This is a genomic window from Vibrio harveyi NBRC 15634 = ATCC 14126 = KCTC 12724, assembly GCF_001591145.1.
Classification (GTDB): domain Bacteria; phylum Pseudomonadota; class Gammaproteobacteria; order Enterobacterales; family Vibrionaceae; genus Vibrio; species Vibrio harveyi.
In genome coordinates, this window is the sequence record NZ_BCUF01000019.1 from 77444 (window position 1) to 92836 (window position 15393).

The 15393-nt window shown below is 44.0% G+C and carries 11 protein-coding genes; 4 read left to right on the forward strand and 7 right to left on the reverse strand.

Annotated features, from left to right (window positions below; translation table 11 throughout):
- Positions 1-98 precede the first annotated feature (98 nt).
- Together VHA02S_RS11865 and VHA02S_RS11870 are read left to right on the forward strand one after the other, a co-directional pair.
- Positions 99-1268 (forward strand): sugar ABC transporter substrate-binding protein, encoded by a 1170-nt coding sequence (locus VHA02S_RS11865; protein WP_038898857.1) that lies wholly within the window; start codon positions 99-101, stop codon positions 1266-1268.
- A complete protein-coding gene (locus VHA02S_RS11870; RefSeq protein ID WP_038898858.1) occupies positions 1265-3199 on the forward strand; it encodes a diguanylate cyclase domain-containing protein in 1935 nt (644 codons plus the stop codon). The genes VHA02S_RS11865 and VHA02S_RS11870 overlap by 4 nt, the downstream gene beginning before the upstream one ends.
- Positions 3200-3277: 78 nt before the next feature.
- On the opposite strand, the gene VHA02S_RS11875 is transcribed toward VHA02S_RS11870, so the two are convergent.
- From VHA02S_RS11875 to dsdC, 4 genes are all read right to left on the reverse strand, one after another.
- Positions 3278-3664, reverse strand: a complete 387-nt coding sequence (locus VHA02S_RS11875; protein WP_005444511.1) for a hypothetical protein — start codon at positions 3662-3664, stop codon at positions 3278-3280.
- Positions 3665-3897: 233 nt separating this feature from the next.
- Positions 3898-4911, reverse strand: a complete 1014-nt coding sequence (locus VHA02S_RS11880) for a helix-turn-helix domain-containing protein (RefSeq protein WP_038898859.1) — start codon at positions 4909-4911, stop codon at positions 3898-3900.
- 549 nt (positions 4912-5460) lie between these two features.
- On the reverse strand, positions 5461-6411 hold the full coding sequence (locus VHA02S_RS11885) for a helix-turn-helix domain-containing protein (RefSeq protein ID WP_038898860.1): 951 nt from the start codon (positions 6409-6411) through the stop codon (positions 5461-5463).
- Between the two features lie 182 nt (positions 6412-6593).
- Entirely contained in the window at positions 6594-7541 is a 948-nt protein-coding gene (gene dsdC, locus VHA02S_RS11890) for a DNA-binding transcriptional regulator DsdC (protein ID WP_038898864.1), read from the reverse strand.
- Between the two features lie 208 nt (positions 7542-7749).
- Here dsdC and dsdX point away from each other — a divergent pair, with 208 nt between their 5' ends.
- Both dsdX and dsdA read left to right on the forward strand, forming a co-directional pair.
- Positions 7750-9087 (forward strand): D-serine transporter DsdX, encoded by a 1338-nt coding sequence (gene dsdX / locus VHA02S_RS11895; protein WP_038898861.1) that lies wholly within the window; start codon positions 7750-7752, stop codon positions 9085-9087.
- 15 nt (positions 9088-9102) lie between these two features.
- On the forward strand, positions 9103-10434 hold the full coding sequence (gene dsdA, locus VHA02S_RS11900; protein WP_038898862.1) for a D-serine ammonia-lyase: 1332 nt from the start codon (positions 9103-9105) through the stop codon (positions 10432-10434).
- A gap of 260 nt (positions 10435-10694) precedes the next feature.
- On the opposite strand, the gene cydC is transcribed toward dsdA, so the two are convergent.
- The 3 genes from cydC to trxB form a co-directional block, all read right to left on the reverse strand.
- The gene (gene cydC / locus VHA02S_RS11905; RefSeq protein ID WP_038898863.1) at positions 10695-12416 is read right to left on the reverse strand and encodes a heme ABC transporter ATP-binding protein/permease CydC; all 1722 of its coding nucleotides are present in this window, start codon (positions 12414-12416) and stop codon (positions 10695-10697) included.
- The gene (cydD, locus tag VHA02S_RS11910) at positions 12409-14196 is read right to left on the reverse strand and encodes a heme ABC transporter permease/ATP-binding protein CydD (RefSeq protein WP_005444500.1); all 1788 of its coding nucleotides are present in this window, start codon (positions 14194-14196) and stop codon (positions 12409-12411) included. Before cydD ends, cydC begins: the two co-directional genes overlap by 8 nt.
- 103 nt (positions 14197-14299) lie before the next feature.
- The gene (gene trxB, locus VHA02S_RS11915; protein WP_005444498.1) at positions 14300-15259 is read right to left on the reverse strand and encodes a thioredoxin-disulfide reductase; all 960 of its coding nucleotides are present in this window, start codon (positions 15257-15259) and stop codon (positions 14300-14302) included.
- Positions 15260-15393: the final 134 nt, after the last annotated feature.

Below are 15393 nucleotides of genomic sequence, written 5' to 3' on the forward strand. Positions count from 1 at the left end.
ACCACCAATGGAAGCACCCGCACATTTCCTGTCGGCGCTTTTGAATAAGCACCAGTCGTTCGCTACTTTTGTAATACCATCAATTTTCGAGAATTCTAGTGAGAAACCTGAGCCTGTTGTTATTTCTGTTTTCCTCCTTGGTCTCCGCTCAAGAGATCCAAGTTTGGAGTGGCATTGAATATTCTACCGTCGCAGAAATTAACGAGCGCTTCGAAGCCGAAACAGGCAACACACTCGCGATCAGAGAGTTCGATGTAAACAATATCCGTTCAGAACTACTACTCGCCAAGCAAACTGGTATTACCGTGCCTGATGTTATTTGGGTTCCTTCTGATTTCTTGGGACTACATGACTACTTTGATCTCGCCCAAATTCCGCCAAGCTGGTTAGAAGAGAAAAGCATAGAGCCAAAAGCTCTGGAACTTGTCACCGTGGACGACGCCATTTATGGGGTCCCGCTTGGTTTAGGTAATCACTTGGTTTTGTATGTGAATACGAAGCTGACCAACGAAGTACAGCCAACTTGGGAAAAGCTTATTGAAGATGCCAAACAGGGCAAAAGCACGCTCGCAATGCAGTATCCGAACATGTACTTCTTGATGTCGTTTGTGCCTATGTTTTCCGATCATAGAACGCAACCTATCACCGATATTGATGTTGGTGCACTGGCGGCGGCTCTTAAGTTTTATGGTCGTTTACCTAAAGAAGGTGTGGTGATTGATGATTACAACCAAGATCAAGCGCGAGCGTTGTTCATTGAAGGGAAAGCGCCATATCTCATTGATGGTGATTGGGCGCTAGGTGAGCTGAAGCAACACTTCTCAACAGAACTCAGAATCAGCAGTTTACCGACGTACAATAATCACCACATGCACTCACTGAGTGGCGGTAAGGTGTTGGCATTTAATGCTGAAGCAATGCGCAATCCGGCGAAGAAAAAAGCAATGCGTACTCTGGCGATGATCGTACAAAAGCCGGAGTTTATTGAAGACGTCATCATCAACCAGAACTTGATCTCTACCAATCGCTCAATCAACCGCAAATGGTATGACGAAGAGAACACCTACTATAGCGATTTGTACAAAGAGCTGACCCCCGCTTATGCCATGCCAAGTACCGTAGAAATGGCGGTGACTTGGGAAGCGTTGATTCGCGGATATAAGCGCTACAAAGCAGGCATGCCTGCACACGGCGCCGCTCAATTTGTGGTGGACTTCATCAATAAACATTCAAATCACATTCACAAGAGTAGGAAAGCATCCTTATGATAAGTTTGCGTAGCATCTTAACTTTGATTGTGGTGGTAGGGTCGTTACTGCCTGCTTATTGGGTGGGCACCAGTATGATCGATAAGCACCAAACCGATTTGTTGGTGCAAAAAGAACTTAAACTGGAAAATACCAATCAAGGTATCCAAGAAACGATAGGTGAAGACCTGACCTTTGTGGCGAACTTAACTCGCTGGTATTCCAAGGATCGCTTACTCGTTCAAGGCATGGATAACGTCCTGTATTCATCCATTATCTGGCAAATGATAGAGACATTTGAAGAGTTGGCGGTCAATGTCAGTACGACTTACATTATCGATAAAAACTGGCAACCAATGTACGAAAGCAATGGCTCAGTATATCACCTAGAAAACAGTAAGCTGCTGACCAAAATTCGAGCCGCTGAAGACATTTATAAGCAAGGTAAGATGTATCACAGTACTTACTTTGATGAGGGGCTGGTATTAAATGGGGGGCAAAGTGGTATCGCCTTTGTCAGCCCGTTACTGCCGTACACGCTGCTGCCAGGTTCAGAGTATGAGCCGCAAGGTTATTTGGTTGTTTTAGTGTCATATCAGGATTTAATCCGAATTTCGCAACCATTCTTATATGCTCAAGAAAGCGTTAACTTCCACTATGGTGCGGTGAGTAATACCAAGGGGGATACCACGCATCATTTGAGTAAAATTACCGTCCAGAACAACAGTTTTGTGAAGCCATTAGAAGTGACTATGATTCACACTGTGTCAGACGCAGCACGAAACCAAGAACTGACACAATCGAAGCAACAGCTATTAAATATCATCATTGCGACCTTGGTTGTGACTCTATGCATTGCGATTGTGGCAAGCCGATGGCTTACAGAACCTATTCGTCAGATGGAAGTGGTCGTGCGTCGATTTAAAACGAATAAACGACCAGATTTATCGCCTAAGCGTTTTCAATTTAAAGAGTTTAGACAGTTGATGAGCCTATTGGATTCGCTTTGGGCGCAATTGACCAGTCAGATGGATGAGTTGGAAGTACGAAACAAAGCGCTGCGCAACGCCAACCAACAAGTTCAAGATACTAACGCGCAACTTGCGAACTTCAACCAAAAGCTAGAGCATCGAGTTGAAGAGCAAACGGCGGAGTTGCGGGCAAACTTAACACGCGAAGAAGCGCACCAAGCAAAACTCATGACGCTGATTAACTTTACCACTAGCCATGCAGGGGTAGGGTTCCATGCGATTCCGGAAGTGATTAATTCGGGGCTCTCCCGCTTGTTTCCTGACTCAGACATGCGCTTTAGTTTTGAAAAACCGTGCAGCGAAAATGCGAAAACCATGCGATCTTCTACGGGAGCTGAAATTGGTTACTTCTGTTATGGTAATTATGTCATGACAGGAGAAGATCGCATTTTATTAGAGCTATTTAAGAAGCAGTTATACTCGTGGCTGGAGTTAGAAGATTTCGCACGTCGAGACAAACTCTCAAAGTGCTTTAATCGTAAGGCGTTTGACGAAGACTATGAGTTTGCTTGCCAATCCGTCATTCAAGGACATTGGCAATCTATGGCTATTATTGTGATTGATATAAACGGCTTAAAAAACCTCAATGACAATTATGGGCACGACCGTGGTGATGTTTTGATTGCTAAGTCAACGCAACTCATCAAGTCGGTTCTCAACGGAAAATCCTTGTTGTACAGAATTGGTGGTGATGAATTTGCCGTCATTGCAAAAGACTTGAGCATTGACGCTCTAAACGAGTTGATTACACGTCTTGAGGTATCTCAACAGAATAAGTGGGTTGAGCTATCTGAGCATAACCGCTACCCAGTTCAGTTTTCTGTTGGAGGGGCTTCAAGTGAATCTGTGTCGATTGAAAATCTGTTTTCGATCGCGGATGAAGCTATGTATGAGAAAAAACGCGCCTTCTATCAGAAGTAATAATGAGTAATCGCAGACAGAAAAGCCCTTGTTCTTGCCGAATTAAGGGCTTTTTCGTGTCCGGTTTTAAACGTTAGGTTAGTTAAGGTGTAGAGTCAGGGGTTTCGCGATAGCAATGGATTCAATCGGCGAATCATCATCGAGAGGATAGGAGATACTAGAGCTGACAATGCCTGCGTTATATAGGCAATAGACGATATCAAGTTTGATATTATTTTGTTTAAGTTCGATGCCCGTCAATACTGAATCACAGTCAGCTATTTCAGATAAATTTACCGCTTTTTGTAGTGAGATTTTTAATAGACGATCTTCCGCTTCATAGCTGAATGCTCTTACTGCAAAGTCATCAATATCAATGATGGATTGGTTTTCTTCATTAGTGTCTAGAAATATTGGATTAACTTTATCCCGATATTGAATTGAGAGTGTCCCGTGCAAATCAAATGGATAGCGAATCTTTTTCATGCGTTTCACCTGCTAATAAATTAAAGCACTTGGGTATAGATCTTAACGACTTAGATGTTGAGCAGGATAGCATTTGAGAATTGATGAGCATCTCGATTGCTAAGTGATATAGCGGCAATCATTTGAATGCCGCTATAGAGCTGTGAACCGTTATCAGAAGTCAAAGATAGCGATTGAAGGCACAGTGAATCTAAACTAACAATCGACAGCAAAGCGTAAAAGCCAGTATTTGTTTAACAAATGCAATTAGGGTGTTCTGTACAACTGTCACATTGGCGATGAGTACAAACACCACAACACGTCAATAAATAGAGAAATTCTGGCTGAATAAACAGCTCACTGGTTTCAATATACATGATTGCGCGAGTATAGCGTTTAGCGCCAACTTTGATTGCACCTACCGGGCTTTCTCCTTCGTAAGCCGCAACACTAAAGCCCATTTTAAACATCACATCGACCGAGCTCTTTAAAGTGACGCTTGCGTAATAATGATGAATATGCGCGTTTTGAGCCAAGAAAGTGAACTCTGTATGCAGCTGTTTACGAAATACGCGTTCATTTTTGGAGTGCTGACTGATGGCGTAGTAAGAATATACTCCTTTCTCTCTCAATGGCTTGGTTAATCTAAGGTCAATCGTGTCGATAGGTAAGCGTTGCTTTTTAGTTCTATCTAGCTCATTTTCCAATGTGGGCACAGTAAAAAACATACCAATGTTATGACCGACTAGCTCACCTTTGGAAAGGTATTTATAAGCAATTGCTCGATTGTCTTTCTGATATTCAACCAAATCAATAGTCGCAAGACTATGTTTAATATTTAAAGACTTAAGCTGATTATGAAAGTTGTTCAGACTATTAATGAATTCTTGCTCATTATTTTGGCTCAGTTCTTCCTCTTCAATATGTTCATACACAACAGGGTAAGCATTTTTGTAGTCAATCCCTGAGATGATAGACATTGCGTCTTGGTATCTTTGTTTCAAAGACAATTCAAACTGTTCAACCTCGTCTTTTAAAGGCGTATCTAACCCTAAATTACAAAGGTATGGCAGCAGGTTGTTTTCAAATGCACGAAGCACTCTGACTCGTCGGCTTAGACTCGGTTGAGTGATTCCTCTTTCCCATCGGCTAAAAGTAACACAGTCTATATTTGCTAAATCACCACCTAATAGATTTAGTCTTATTGATGCTTGCTCCTGAGTTAACCCTAATGTGGTTCTTATTGATTTTAGATAACTCCCGAACACTTTACTTCCCCCATAGGTTTAAAACATGTCCATAGCTAATTGTTATTTTTCGTTTAAGTTATGTGCATGACATTTCTCTGCCAAATGTGTCAATTTTGAGAAATGGTATTCCGGTACGGTACAATCATTTAAAATTGATGAGACATATAGGAAGTTGGAAATGCATTAATATTTATGTCGTGCTGCTCATAAATATCATGCAAATCGTATTATGTTTGTCGTTTAATTGAGAAGGCATTGTGCGTATTCTATAGGCATGAGATGCCTAGTTGAAAATGAAGGATATTATTTTGCTTTCATATAACCATATGAATAATAATGATTTTATTGTTTTATTTATCAATGTTCAAACAAAAATAATTGAATTTTAATTCGAGCTAATATTTTTTGCCATTATCTTAAAAATGAGAAATGTTCATCAAAGAGAATATATTTCATAAGAAAATAATAGGTATTAATGGAATGGTGTTCTTTAGGTGAATTTCAGCCTCTTATACGTAGGAATATACGAACTAAAGCCGTTAATAACGTTGCATAGTCATTTTATATTTATCTTTGAGCAGCCATGTTGGTTTGATGTTGGTGGAGCAGGTAGATCATCGCTGGCTGAGCTAACAGCACGGCAGTATCCAATTTCAATAAACACTTTCGATATGCTTTTCGACCGATTTTGACAGAGCCGGTCCGAGCTGGGCTGTCATACGCGACTTTTTTGGCACCAAGGTCCACTAGATAATCACTGAATTTGTTATCGAAGGCATAGTAGTAAATCTCAGTAATATTGGATTTGCTCGCGATGTAATCCACAAACGTTGGGTGCAGTTTCATGAAGACTTGTTCACTCATGGCATAACGACTCAAACAACACATGGCGAATTGATACTGCTCCGAATAAGACCGCACGAGCTCAAATGGCAGTGTTTGGTTAGGATTGGTAAAGTGTTCGTCGAGGTCCTTTGTTTTAAATAAGAAGGAAATTGAATGTCCTTTTACCTTGTTGGACTCACTATCTCTATACACCTTGGCTATCAATTTGTTTTCTTCATCTAATGCTAAGAAATCAAGGTCCAGCATTCCTGGGTAGTGAGCATCGGCATTTAGGAAGAAGTTATGTAACCGTGGGAGGTGAGTGTCGATGTCATGAGCAAAGAGTGCCTCTTCGATAATAGGCGCTTCTTCTTGGGGTTTTAATTCTTCATATCCAGAAGAAAGTAATAGTGCTTTTTGTGAGTAGTAACGTTCATAAATGATATCGTCCAAAAACGTTTCGTTCTCCGGAGAAGGCAAAGAGAGCAAAAAAGGTCTGAGATCTAAGTTAAGCTCACGTAGCACTTTAATTGCTTTGATGGTCTTAGGAGCCGTTGCATTCCTTTCCCAGCGACTAATAGTGACTGAATCCACAGATGAAAACTCTGGATTTGCCAAGTTTAATTTTGTCGCAAGCTCCCTTTGCGTTAATCCAAGTTGATATCTCAATTGCTTTAGATAATCACCGAACATTAACTACCTCACCAAGTTTGTTCTGTTTGGGGTATTGATTGTTGGGTCATTATAGGGAGAGACAGACAAAGCTCAAGCATCAGCGCTTTCTAATGAAGGCGCTGGTTTTTCAGTCAGCCTTAACATTTATTTGTGACGCGAAATCGGCGCGTGAAGTAATAGATCTTCTGAATCGTTTTCTCTTATATTCTCGTTATACTGATTTGCTCAATTAGCCAGTTAATAAAAAGCTCAAGCTTTCGAGAATGTTTTTCGTTAGCCGTAACGACATAATATTTCTGTTTGCATTGCAGAGTTTGGTTTCTAAAAGGGGTGATCAGTTCGCCGGATTTAAGTCGTTTTTCCACCAGCGATAATCGACCGATAGCAACCCCCGCATTGTGCATAGCAGCACTGACGGCTAAATCGGATCGGTCGAATGAAATGCTTGGAATAGCGTCAATGTCTGTTATGCCATTTTGCTTTGCCCACAGTGTCCATTCATCGTGATGGGAGTTGTAATCCCATGCTTGGTTGTCGTGAAGTAGGGTGGCGTTTACCAAATTCGCTGGCTTTTCAAATAGGTTAAATTGTTCTGCATATGTTTGAGTGCAGACCGGGATTATCTCTTCGCTCATCAATTCTTTCGACCACAACTTTTCTGGCATTTGCTCATCGAAATAGATCGCGGCATCGATGCCATAACCTTGGAAATTGACGTTCTCATTGCCAGTAAGAATATTCAGCTCGATGGAAGGGTGCTTTTGCTTAAATAGGTACAACCTAGGCACAAGCCAACATTGTGCAAAAGAAGGGCGGGAGTAAATCGTCAGCTCTCCGGAGACTTCGCCATTTCTGACTTCCATGACCTCTTGGTTTAACTCGTTGAGCGTTCTGTTCAAGGCGAGATAAATACGTTCCCCTTCTTCAGTGAGCGTGATTTTTCGGTGAGAGCGGGTAAATAAGGCAATGCCAAGTTCTTCTTCTAGCTTGTTGATACGGTGAGAGATGGCGCTGGGCGTCATGGAGAGTTCTTCTGCTGCAAGAGAAAATGAACAGTGTCGTGCTGCCACTTCAAAAGTATGAAGCTTGGAAAGTTGAAAACTATTGATGCGTTGGTTCTTGGCGAAAATATTATCTCTGGTGTACATGTGCGTTATTGAGTCGAACTTGATAGAACACATAATAACGGCGTTGTTATAGTTGGATTCACCTATTGGTCGAAAAATTCACTAAACGTCGTATAAATCACGCTTTTGTTTAAGTTTACTTCATCTAAAGGTGAGTTTTGATCGTTTGTCAGGGCTATGGATTCCTCGTTTAATTGCAGTCAATTAAAACAACAACATAGGTCTGAACATGGAATCCAACCTTTGGGTCATTACTACCCTCATAACGAGTATCTTAATGATCGTTTTTGCGATCGTTAAGTTTAAACTCCATCCTTTTTTAGCGCTGTTACTCGCCAGTTTTTACGTTGGTGGGATGATGGGCATGCAACCTTTAGAGATGGTCAGTGCTATCGAAAGTGGCATTGGCGGCACTCTTGGTTTTCTTGCTGTCGTGATTGGTTTAGGCACCATACTTGGCAAGATGATGGAAGTGTCTGGGGCGGCTGAGCGAATTGGGCTTACCCTACAAAAGATTCGCTGGCTATCACCTGAAGTCATTATGGTGTTAATCGGCCTTGTTTGCGGAATTACTCTATTCGTGGAAGTTGGCGTAGTGCTGTTAATTCCACTGGCTTTTTCGATTGCGAAAAAAACCAATACCTCACTTTTAAATCTCGCCATTCCGCTTTGTACCGCCTTGATGGCAGTGCACTGTATTGTTCCTCCACACCCCGCCGCATTGTTTGTGACCAATGAGCTTGGTGCTGATATCGGTTCTGTGATTTTCTATGGCTTACTCATAGGTTTGGTTGCGTCTTTAGTTGGCGGTCCGCTGTTCTTGAAGATGATGGGTGCTCGTCTACCTTTCAAAACCGTACCTGAAGAGTTCACCTCACTAGAAGTGAAAGATGAAGCACAATTACCATCTTTGGGGGCGACGCTATTCACCGTGATGTTACCTATTGCGCTGATGCTGTTAAAAACGGCGGCAGAACTCAATATGGAACAAGGCTCTGTGCTCTACACCACTTTGGAGTTTATCGGCAACCCAATTACAGCAATGTTTATCGCCGCTTTTGTTGCTTATTACATGTTAGGTATTAAGCAGAACATGGGCATGAGTGTACTGCTTGAGAAAACGGAAGGTGCATTTTCTTCGATTGCCAACATCTTGCTGATTATTGGCGCTGGTGGTGCATTCAACGGCGTATTAAAGGGCAGTGGTTTGGCGGATGTATTGGCACAGTTACTTTCTAATCTCGATATGCATCCGATCCTTCTTGCATGGCTTGTCGCGATTATTCTGCATGCGGCAGTGGGCTCTGCCACCGTTGCCATGATGGGCGCGACGGCAATTGTGGCTCCATTACTCCCACTTTATCCGAACGTAAGCCCAGAAATCATTACTCTGGCTATAGGCTCTGGCGCAATTGGTTGTACGATAGTGACCGATTCGCTCTTTTGGTTGGTGAAGCAATATTGCGGAGCCACGATGACAGAAATCTTCAAGTACTACACGACAGTGACATTCATTGCCTCTTTTGTAGCATTAGCAGGCACATTCCTTCTGTCGTACATGATCTAATAAAGGTAAACAATAATGACTACGCATAACGTAAACGCACTAGTAGCAGAATTCCCTTTGGTTGAGCGACTCATTGGGTTAGAAGAGGTGGTTTGGTTCAACCCAAATATCACCACACTTGAAGAAGGTCTGCCGTACGTTGGTTTAGGTGCTGCCAACATCAAAGACGCGAGTGAACGACTAAAATGCTTTGCTCCATACTTAATGAAAGCCTTCCCAGAAACGGCGGCTTCTAACGGAATTATTGAATCGAACGTTGTTGACATCGACAAGATGAAGTCCTGCTTGGAAGCGCAATATGGCACTCAAATTCTTGGACGTTTGATGCTTAAAAAAGACAGTCATTTGCCTATTTCAGGATCAATAAAGGCGCGTGGTGGCATCTATGAAGTACTAACACATGCAGAGAAGTTGGCGATTGAAGCTGGGCTTCTAAGTGAAAGTGATGATTACAGCAAATTGTTCAGTGAAGAGTTTCGTCAGTTCTTTCAGCAGTACAGCATTGCCGTAGGTTCGACAGGGAATCTAGGTATGTCTATCGGCATCATGAGTGCAAAACTTGGCTTCTCGGTATCGGTTCATATGTCAGCGGATGCACGAGAGTGGAAGAAAAACAAGCTGCGTTCTCATGGCGTAAACGTGGTGGAGTACGAGCAAGATTACGGTGTTGCTGTAGAGCAGGGACGCAAAGAAGCGGAGAAAGATCCAACTTGCTTCTTTATTGATGATGAGAACTCTCAGACCTTGTTCTTAGGTTATTCCGTTGCAGGCGAACGCTTGAAGCAACAGTTTGATGATATGGGTATCATCGTTGACGCGGAGCACCCTCTGTTCGTTTACCTACCTTGTGGGGTGGGCGGTGGCCCTGGTGGTGTGGCGTTTGGCTTGAAGATGGCATTTGGTGACCACGTTCATTGTATCTTCGCGGAGCCGACACACTCTCCGTGTATGCTGCTTGGGGTGCATACTGGCTTACATGATGACATCGCGGTGCAAGATCTTGGTATCGACAACATTACTGCCGCTGATGGTCTAGCGGTAGGGCGTGCGTCTGGTTTTGTGGGACGAGCAATGGAAAGACTGCTTGATGGTTACTACACCATGACGGATGAGCGCATGTACCATCATCTAGGTGAGCTAAGTGAACAAGAAGACATTCGTTTAGAGCCTTCTGCGTTGGCGGGCATGATGGGAGCAGTTCACGTTTCACAAGACCAAGTTTACCAAGCTCGAATGCAATTTAGTGAAGATAAGATGAAGAACGCCATTCACCTAGTTTGGGCGACGGGTGGCGGCATGGTGCCAGAGACTGAAATGTCGGCGTACCTTGCGAAATCTGGTCGATAATCGAGTTTGCTCTTGCTTTGGGAACTGCGAGAGTAATACCAATCGTAGCAAATAACTGGTCATTCGAGCTGGTTATAACACTTGATAACTTTGTTTACTTTTCGTTTCAAAGTAAGTTAATTGTAGAGTAACTACTTATAGAAAATTTTAGCCTTGTTCTCAAGCGTTTTTCCTGCGTTAACTCTGAACACTTGCTTACTGTGATTGGTATAAAAAAGGGCTCATCAATGGATGAGCCCTTTGTTTATGTTAATTCCAGACTACAGAGATTGTAATAGCTGGTGGTAACGACCTTTCTCAGCTAGTAGCGCTTGGTGGCTACCTTGTTCGATGATCTCGCCTTGCTCCATCAGACAGATTTTGTCCATACTCTCTAGCTCAATTAAACGGTGGGTGATAAATACCACGGTTTTGTTCGCAAAGTGCTCTTTGAACAGTGCCATTACCGTTTGCTCTGTGCGTTTGTCTAGACCTTCAGTTGGTTCATCAAGAAGCAGGATTGGGGCATCACGCAATAGAGCGCGCGCAATACCAATTCGACGCTTTTCACCACCAGACAGTTGACGTCCGCCATCACCTAACCAAGCGTTCAATCCTGGCTCTTCTAAGAGATTCGCCAAGTCCACTTTGGTCAGAATATCAGCTAGCTGCTCGTCCGTGGCTTCAGGGGCTGCAAGCAGCAGGTTGTCACGCAATGTGCCATTAAGAACATCAACACGTTGGCTTACTACTGTGATTGCCGCGCGCAGATCAGATTCACTCCAATCTTGCAGAGGTGCGCCACCGATGCTCACTTGCCCCTGGTTTACATCCCAGTAGCGACAAAGCAATTGAATAAGTGTTGATTTACCTGAACCAGTTTGACCAACAATCGCCGTTTTCGAGCCCAGTGGCAGTGATAGCGTTAGATCTTTCAGTACTTTTTGCTGACCATCAGGGTAGGTGAAATCTACCTTACTGAACTCAATATCTAACGGCTTATCTTCGCGTTTAGAACGTTCAGGGAAGATAACGTCTGGTTCAGCTAGCGTGATTTCGTTTAATCGACGTGCTGAAGTCAGTGTTTGACCTAGGTATTGGAAAGCACCGGCGATTGGCATCAGAATTTCAAAGCTCGCCATGGTGGCAAATGCGAACAGCGCAATCCAAGGATCTGGCGCACGACCACCAACGCCATCCGCAGCAAACCACAGCATCGCAACGAGCGTTAAACCATTCGCTAGCATCAGCAGGCCAGACGCCATGCCCGTTAGGTTCGCGTTGACAAACTGGTTGGATAGCAGTTGTTTTTGCTTCTCAAGAATCACATTGCGGTAGCGCTCTTCTGCGCCGAATAAGCTTAGTTCGCTGTAACCTTGCAACCAGTCTAATGTTGCCACGCGTAGCTGTGCTTTATTTTGTGTCAGATGTTCGCCGTTATGCTTACCCAGTTTGTAGAACAGTACCGGCCACACTAACAGCATTACCGTTAGAATACCGCCAAGCAATAGGGCAAGATGCCAGTCAAAGAAAGCAAGCACTGCGGTTAGCGACAAGATGCCGAATACGCCAACAATCACAGGGCTGATAAGACGCAAATAAACATGATCCATTGCATCTACATCCGCCACTAGACGGTTTAGTAAGTCTGCATCACGCAAAGTCGAAACACGACCGGGGATCAACGGCGCAAGCTTCTTGAAGAAGAAGATACGTAGATCCGTTAGTAGCTTGAAGGTCGCATTGTGGCTAACCACTCGTTCACCCCAACGACCTGCCGTACGTGCCATTGCCGCACCACGAACACCTGCGCCAGGCAACATGTAGTTAAAGGTCTCGCGAGCTATGGTCAATCCTGCCACAGCAGCAGCCGAAATAAACCAGCCTGATAAGGTTAGCAGACCAATGGAAGCGGCCAGTGTTAGGAAAGCCAGTAGCATACCCAGCGACAAACCAAACCAGTGCTTTTTATACAGTTTTAGATAAGGGAGTAAATCACGCATCTAAGTTCCCCTTGTCTGATTCACGTTGAGCTAGGTTGGCAGCCAACATTTCTTTAAATAAACCATCTTGAGATGCCAGAGTTTCGTAATCACCACGTTGGACAATTTGACCTTCTTGCATCACCAAAATCTGAGACACATTTTGCAGTGGTGCCAATTGGTGAGTGATCATCAAGTTAGTGGTGGATTCGGTGTATTTACCGATGCCTTCCATCACAAGTTTCTCGCTCCGAGCATCCAAGCTGGCGGTTGGCTCATCGAGTAACCAAAAACGCCCGTTTTGTAGCATCGCACGCGCAAGTGCAAGACGCTGTGCCTGACCAACAGATAGACCACCGGAGCGGTCAGAAATTTGGTAATCCAAGCCATGCATTTCAACAAACTCTGCGGCGTGAGAGTCGTTGAGTACTGAATGGACTTGTTGGTCTTGAATATCTTGCTTGCCCAAGGTGACGTTGTCACGAATGCTGCCGTGTAAAAGCATCGGGTTTTGCCCAATCCAACTGATGGCTTTTCGCCATGTAGACAAGTCCAGCTCAGATAGTTCACAACCGTTAACTTTCAGACTGCCCTTGTATGGCATAAAACCAAGGATGGTGTTCACTAAGCTGGTTTTACCTGCACCACTAGGGCCAACTAATGCCGTGCTTTGGTTGGCGTCTAAAGAGAAGGTTAGGGGACCGACGAGTTGTTTGCCTTCTGGACTGAAGATAACAAGGTCACTGGCTTCGATGTGAATCGCTGCGTTTTGCTCAACGACTTTATTGCCGTCTTTCACTTGGTCAACGTCTAGCTCTAAGAACTCAACGATGCTTTCTGCTGCACCGACTGCTTGCTGCTTCGCATGATAGAAAGTGCCTAGATCGCGCAGTGGTTGATAGAATTCAGGCGCAAGGATCAGAATAAACAAACCGGCGAAGAGGGTTACGCCAGCGCCGTAATAGCCGAAGTTCAGTTCACCGATGTAGCTGAAACCGAAGTATACCGCAGTAATCGCAATTGAAATCGAAGTGAAGAACTCAAGCACGGCAGAAGATAGAAAGGCAATCTTCAAGACATCCATCGTACGTGTACGGAAGACTTCTGATGCCCCTTTTAATGTCTCGGTTTCTGACTTAGTGCGATCGAACAAACGAATCGTTGTCATCGCTTGTAAGCGGTCGTAGAAATGCCCAGAAAGACGTTGTAGTGCTTTGAAGTTCTTGCGGTTTGCGTCAGCGGCTTTCATACCAACCAAGGCCATAAACATTGGAACCAATGGCGCAGTTACTAGGAAAATTAAACCCGCTGCCCAGTTAATAGGGAAGACCACCACCAGAATGATGAAAGGCACCAATACAGACAACGACATTTGTGGAAGGTAGCGAGAGAAGAAATCTTGCATATCTTCTACTTGCTCTAAAATCAGAGTTGCCCAACTGCCCGCTGGCTTGCCTTTGATGTAAGCAGGACCAAGTTGGTGGACTTTATCGAGAATCAGTTGACGAATATAAACGCGGATTTGTTCACCACAACGGTATCCCGCAATTTCGCGTCCCCAAGTACAGGCCGCGCGACCAACAACGGTGACACCTAATCCGACGAAGTGCCAAACAAGTTCACTTTTGTCGACATGCTCAATGATTAACTGGTGGAGAATGGAGGCGAGCAGGGCTGCTTGAGCCAATAAAAACACGCTTGATAGTACGCCTAGGCCTATCGCAACCATCAGCCAGCGCTTGGCTAACTTACTTTGTTGCTTAAGCCACTTATTCAAGCTGCTTTGCTTTTTCTTATCCATCGTGAAGGCTTAATGATAATTGTTTTAATGAGGCGGTAGTATACAAAAGAAAACCCAGCGGGAATACCGCTGGGCTTTAAGGATATGACACAAATGTGAAAAGTTATTTGTCAGTAAGTGCGTCTAGGAAACGTTCTGCATCCAGTGCAGCCATACAACCAGTACCTGCAGAGGTAATAGCTTGACGGTAGTTATGATCCATCACATCACCCGCTGCGAACACACCTTTAATGCTGGTTTGTGTTGCGTTTCCTTCAAGACCAGATTGAACGATGATGTAACCATCTTTCATGTCTACCTGACCTTCAAAGATCTGTGTATTTGGTTGGTGACCGATTGCGATGAATGCGCCCATTACTTCGAGATCTTCGGTCGCACCGCTGTTCACATCTTTGATACGAACGCCAGTAACGCCCATGTCGTCACCTAGCACTTCATCTAGAGTGCGATCAGTATGAAGAATGATGTTACCGCTTTCTACTTTATCCATCAGACGCTTCACGAGGATCTTTTCAGCGCGGAATGAGTCGCGACGGTGGATCAGGTGAACTTCAGAGGCAATGTTTGATAGGTAAAGCGCTTCTTCTACCGCTGTGTTACCACCACCCACTACCGCTACTTTTTGATTACGGTAGAAGAAACCATCACAGGTTGCACATGCCGATACACCACGGCCTTTGAACGCTTCTTCAGATTCAAGACCTAGGTATTTTGCTGATGCGCCGGTAGAAATAATTAACGCATCACAAGTGTACTCACCAGAGTCACCTTTTAGACGGAATGGACGTTGAGACAATTCCACTTCGTTAATGTGATCGAACACGATTTCTGTTTCGAATCGTTCTGCGTGCTCTTTCATGCGTTCCATCAAACCAGGACCAGTAAGACCTTCTGCATCACCAGGCCAGTTTTCAACTTCTGTTGTGGTCGTTAGCTGACCACCTTGCTGCATTCCCGTCACAAGCACAGGGTTTAGATTGGCACGCGCTGCGTAGACTGCTGCGGTGTAACCTGCTGGACCAGAACCAAGAATTAATAGTTTACAGTGTTTTACGTCGCTCATTATGGCTCCATAGAGGGCTGAACATTTTCTCCGATTGTATGGAAATTCTTAGTGCTTTAAAAGCATAAACGAAAGGAGCCAACCGAATTATTGGTTATAGGTTAGAACTTGCTGATGTTTATACCCAAGTAACC

Excerpts from the sequence above, each read along its gene's own strand:
- VHA02S_RS11870 (WP_038898858.1), top strand. The coding sequence starts at position 1,265 with ATGATAAGTTTGCGTAGCATCTTAACTTTGATTGTGGTGGTAGGGTCG.
- VHA02S_RS11875 (WP_005444511.1), bottom strand. The coding sequence starts at position 3,664 with ATGAAAAAGATTCGCTATCCATTTGATTTGCACGGGACACTCTCAATT.
- VHA02S_RS11885 (WP_038898860.1), bottom strand. The coding sequence starts at position 6,411 with ATGTTCGGTGATTATCTAAAGCAATTGAGATATCAACTTGGATTAACG.
- dsdC (WP_038898864.1), bottom strand. The coding sequence starts at position 7,541 with ATGTACACCAGAGATAATATTTTCGCCAAGAACCAACGCATCAATAGT.
- dsdX (WP_038898861.1), top strand. The coding sequence starts at position 7,750 with ATGGAATCCAACCTTTGGGTCATTACTACCCTCATAACGAGTATCTTA.
- dsdA (WP_038898862.1), top strand. The coding sequence starts at position 9,103 with ATGACTACGCATAACGTAAACGCACTAGTAGCAGAATTCCCTTTGGTT.
- cydC (WP_038898863.1), bottom strand. The coding sequence starts at position 12,416 with ATGCGTGATTTACTCCCTTATCTAAAACTGTATAAAAAGCACTGGTTT.
- cydD (WP_005444500.1), bottom strand. The coding sequence starts at position 14,196 with ATGGATAAGAAAAAGCAAAGCAGCTTGAATAAGTGGCTTAAGCAACAA.
- trxB (WP_005444498.1), bottom strand. The coding sequence starts at position 15,259 with ATGAGCGACGTAAAACACTGTAAACTATTAATTCTTGGTTCTGGTCCA.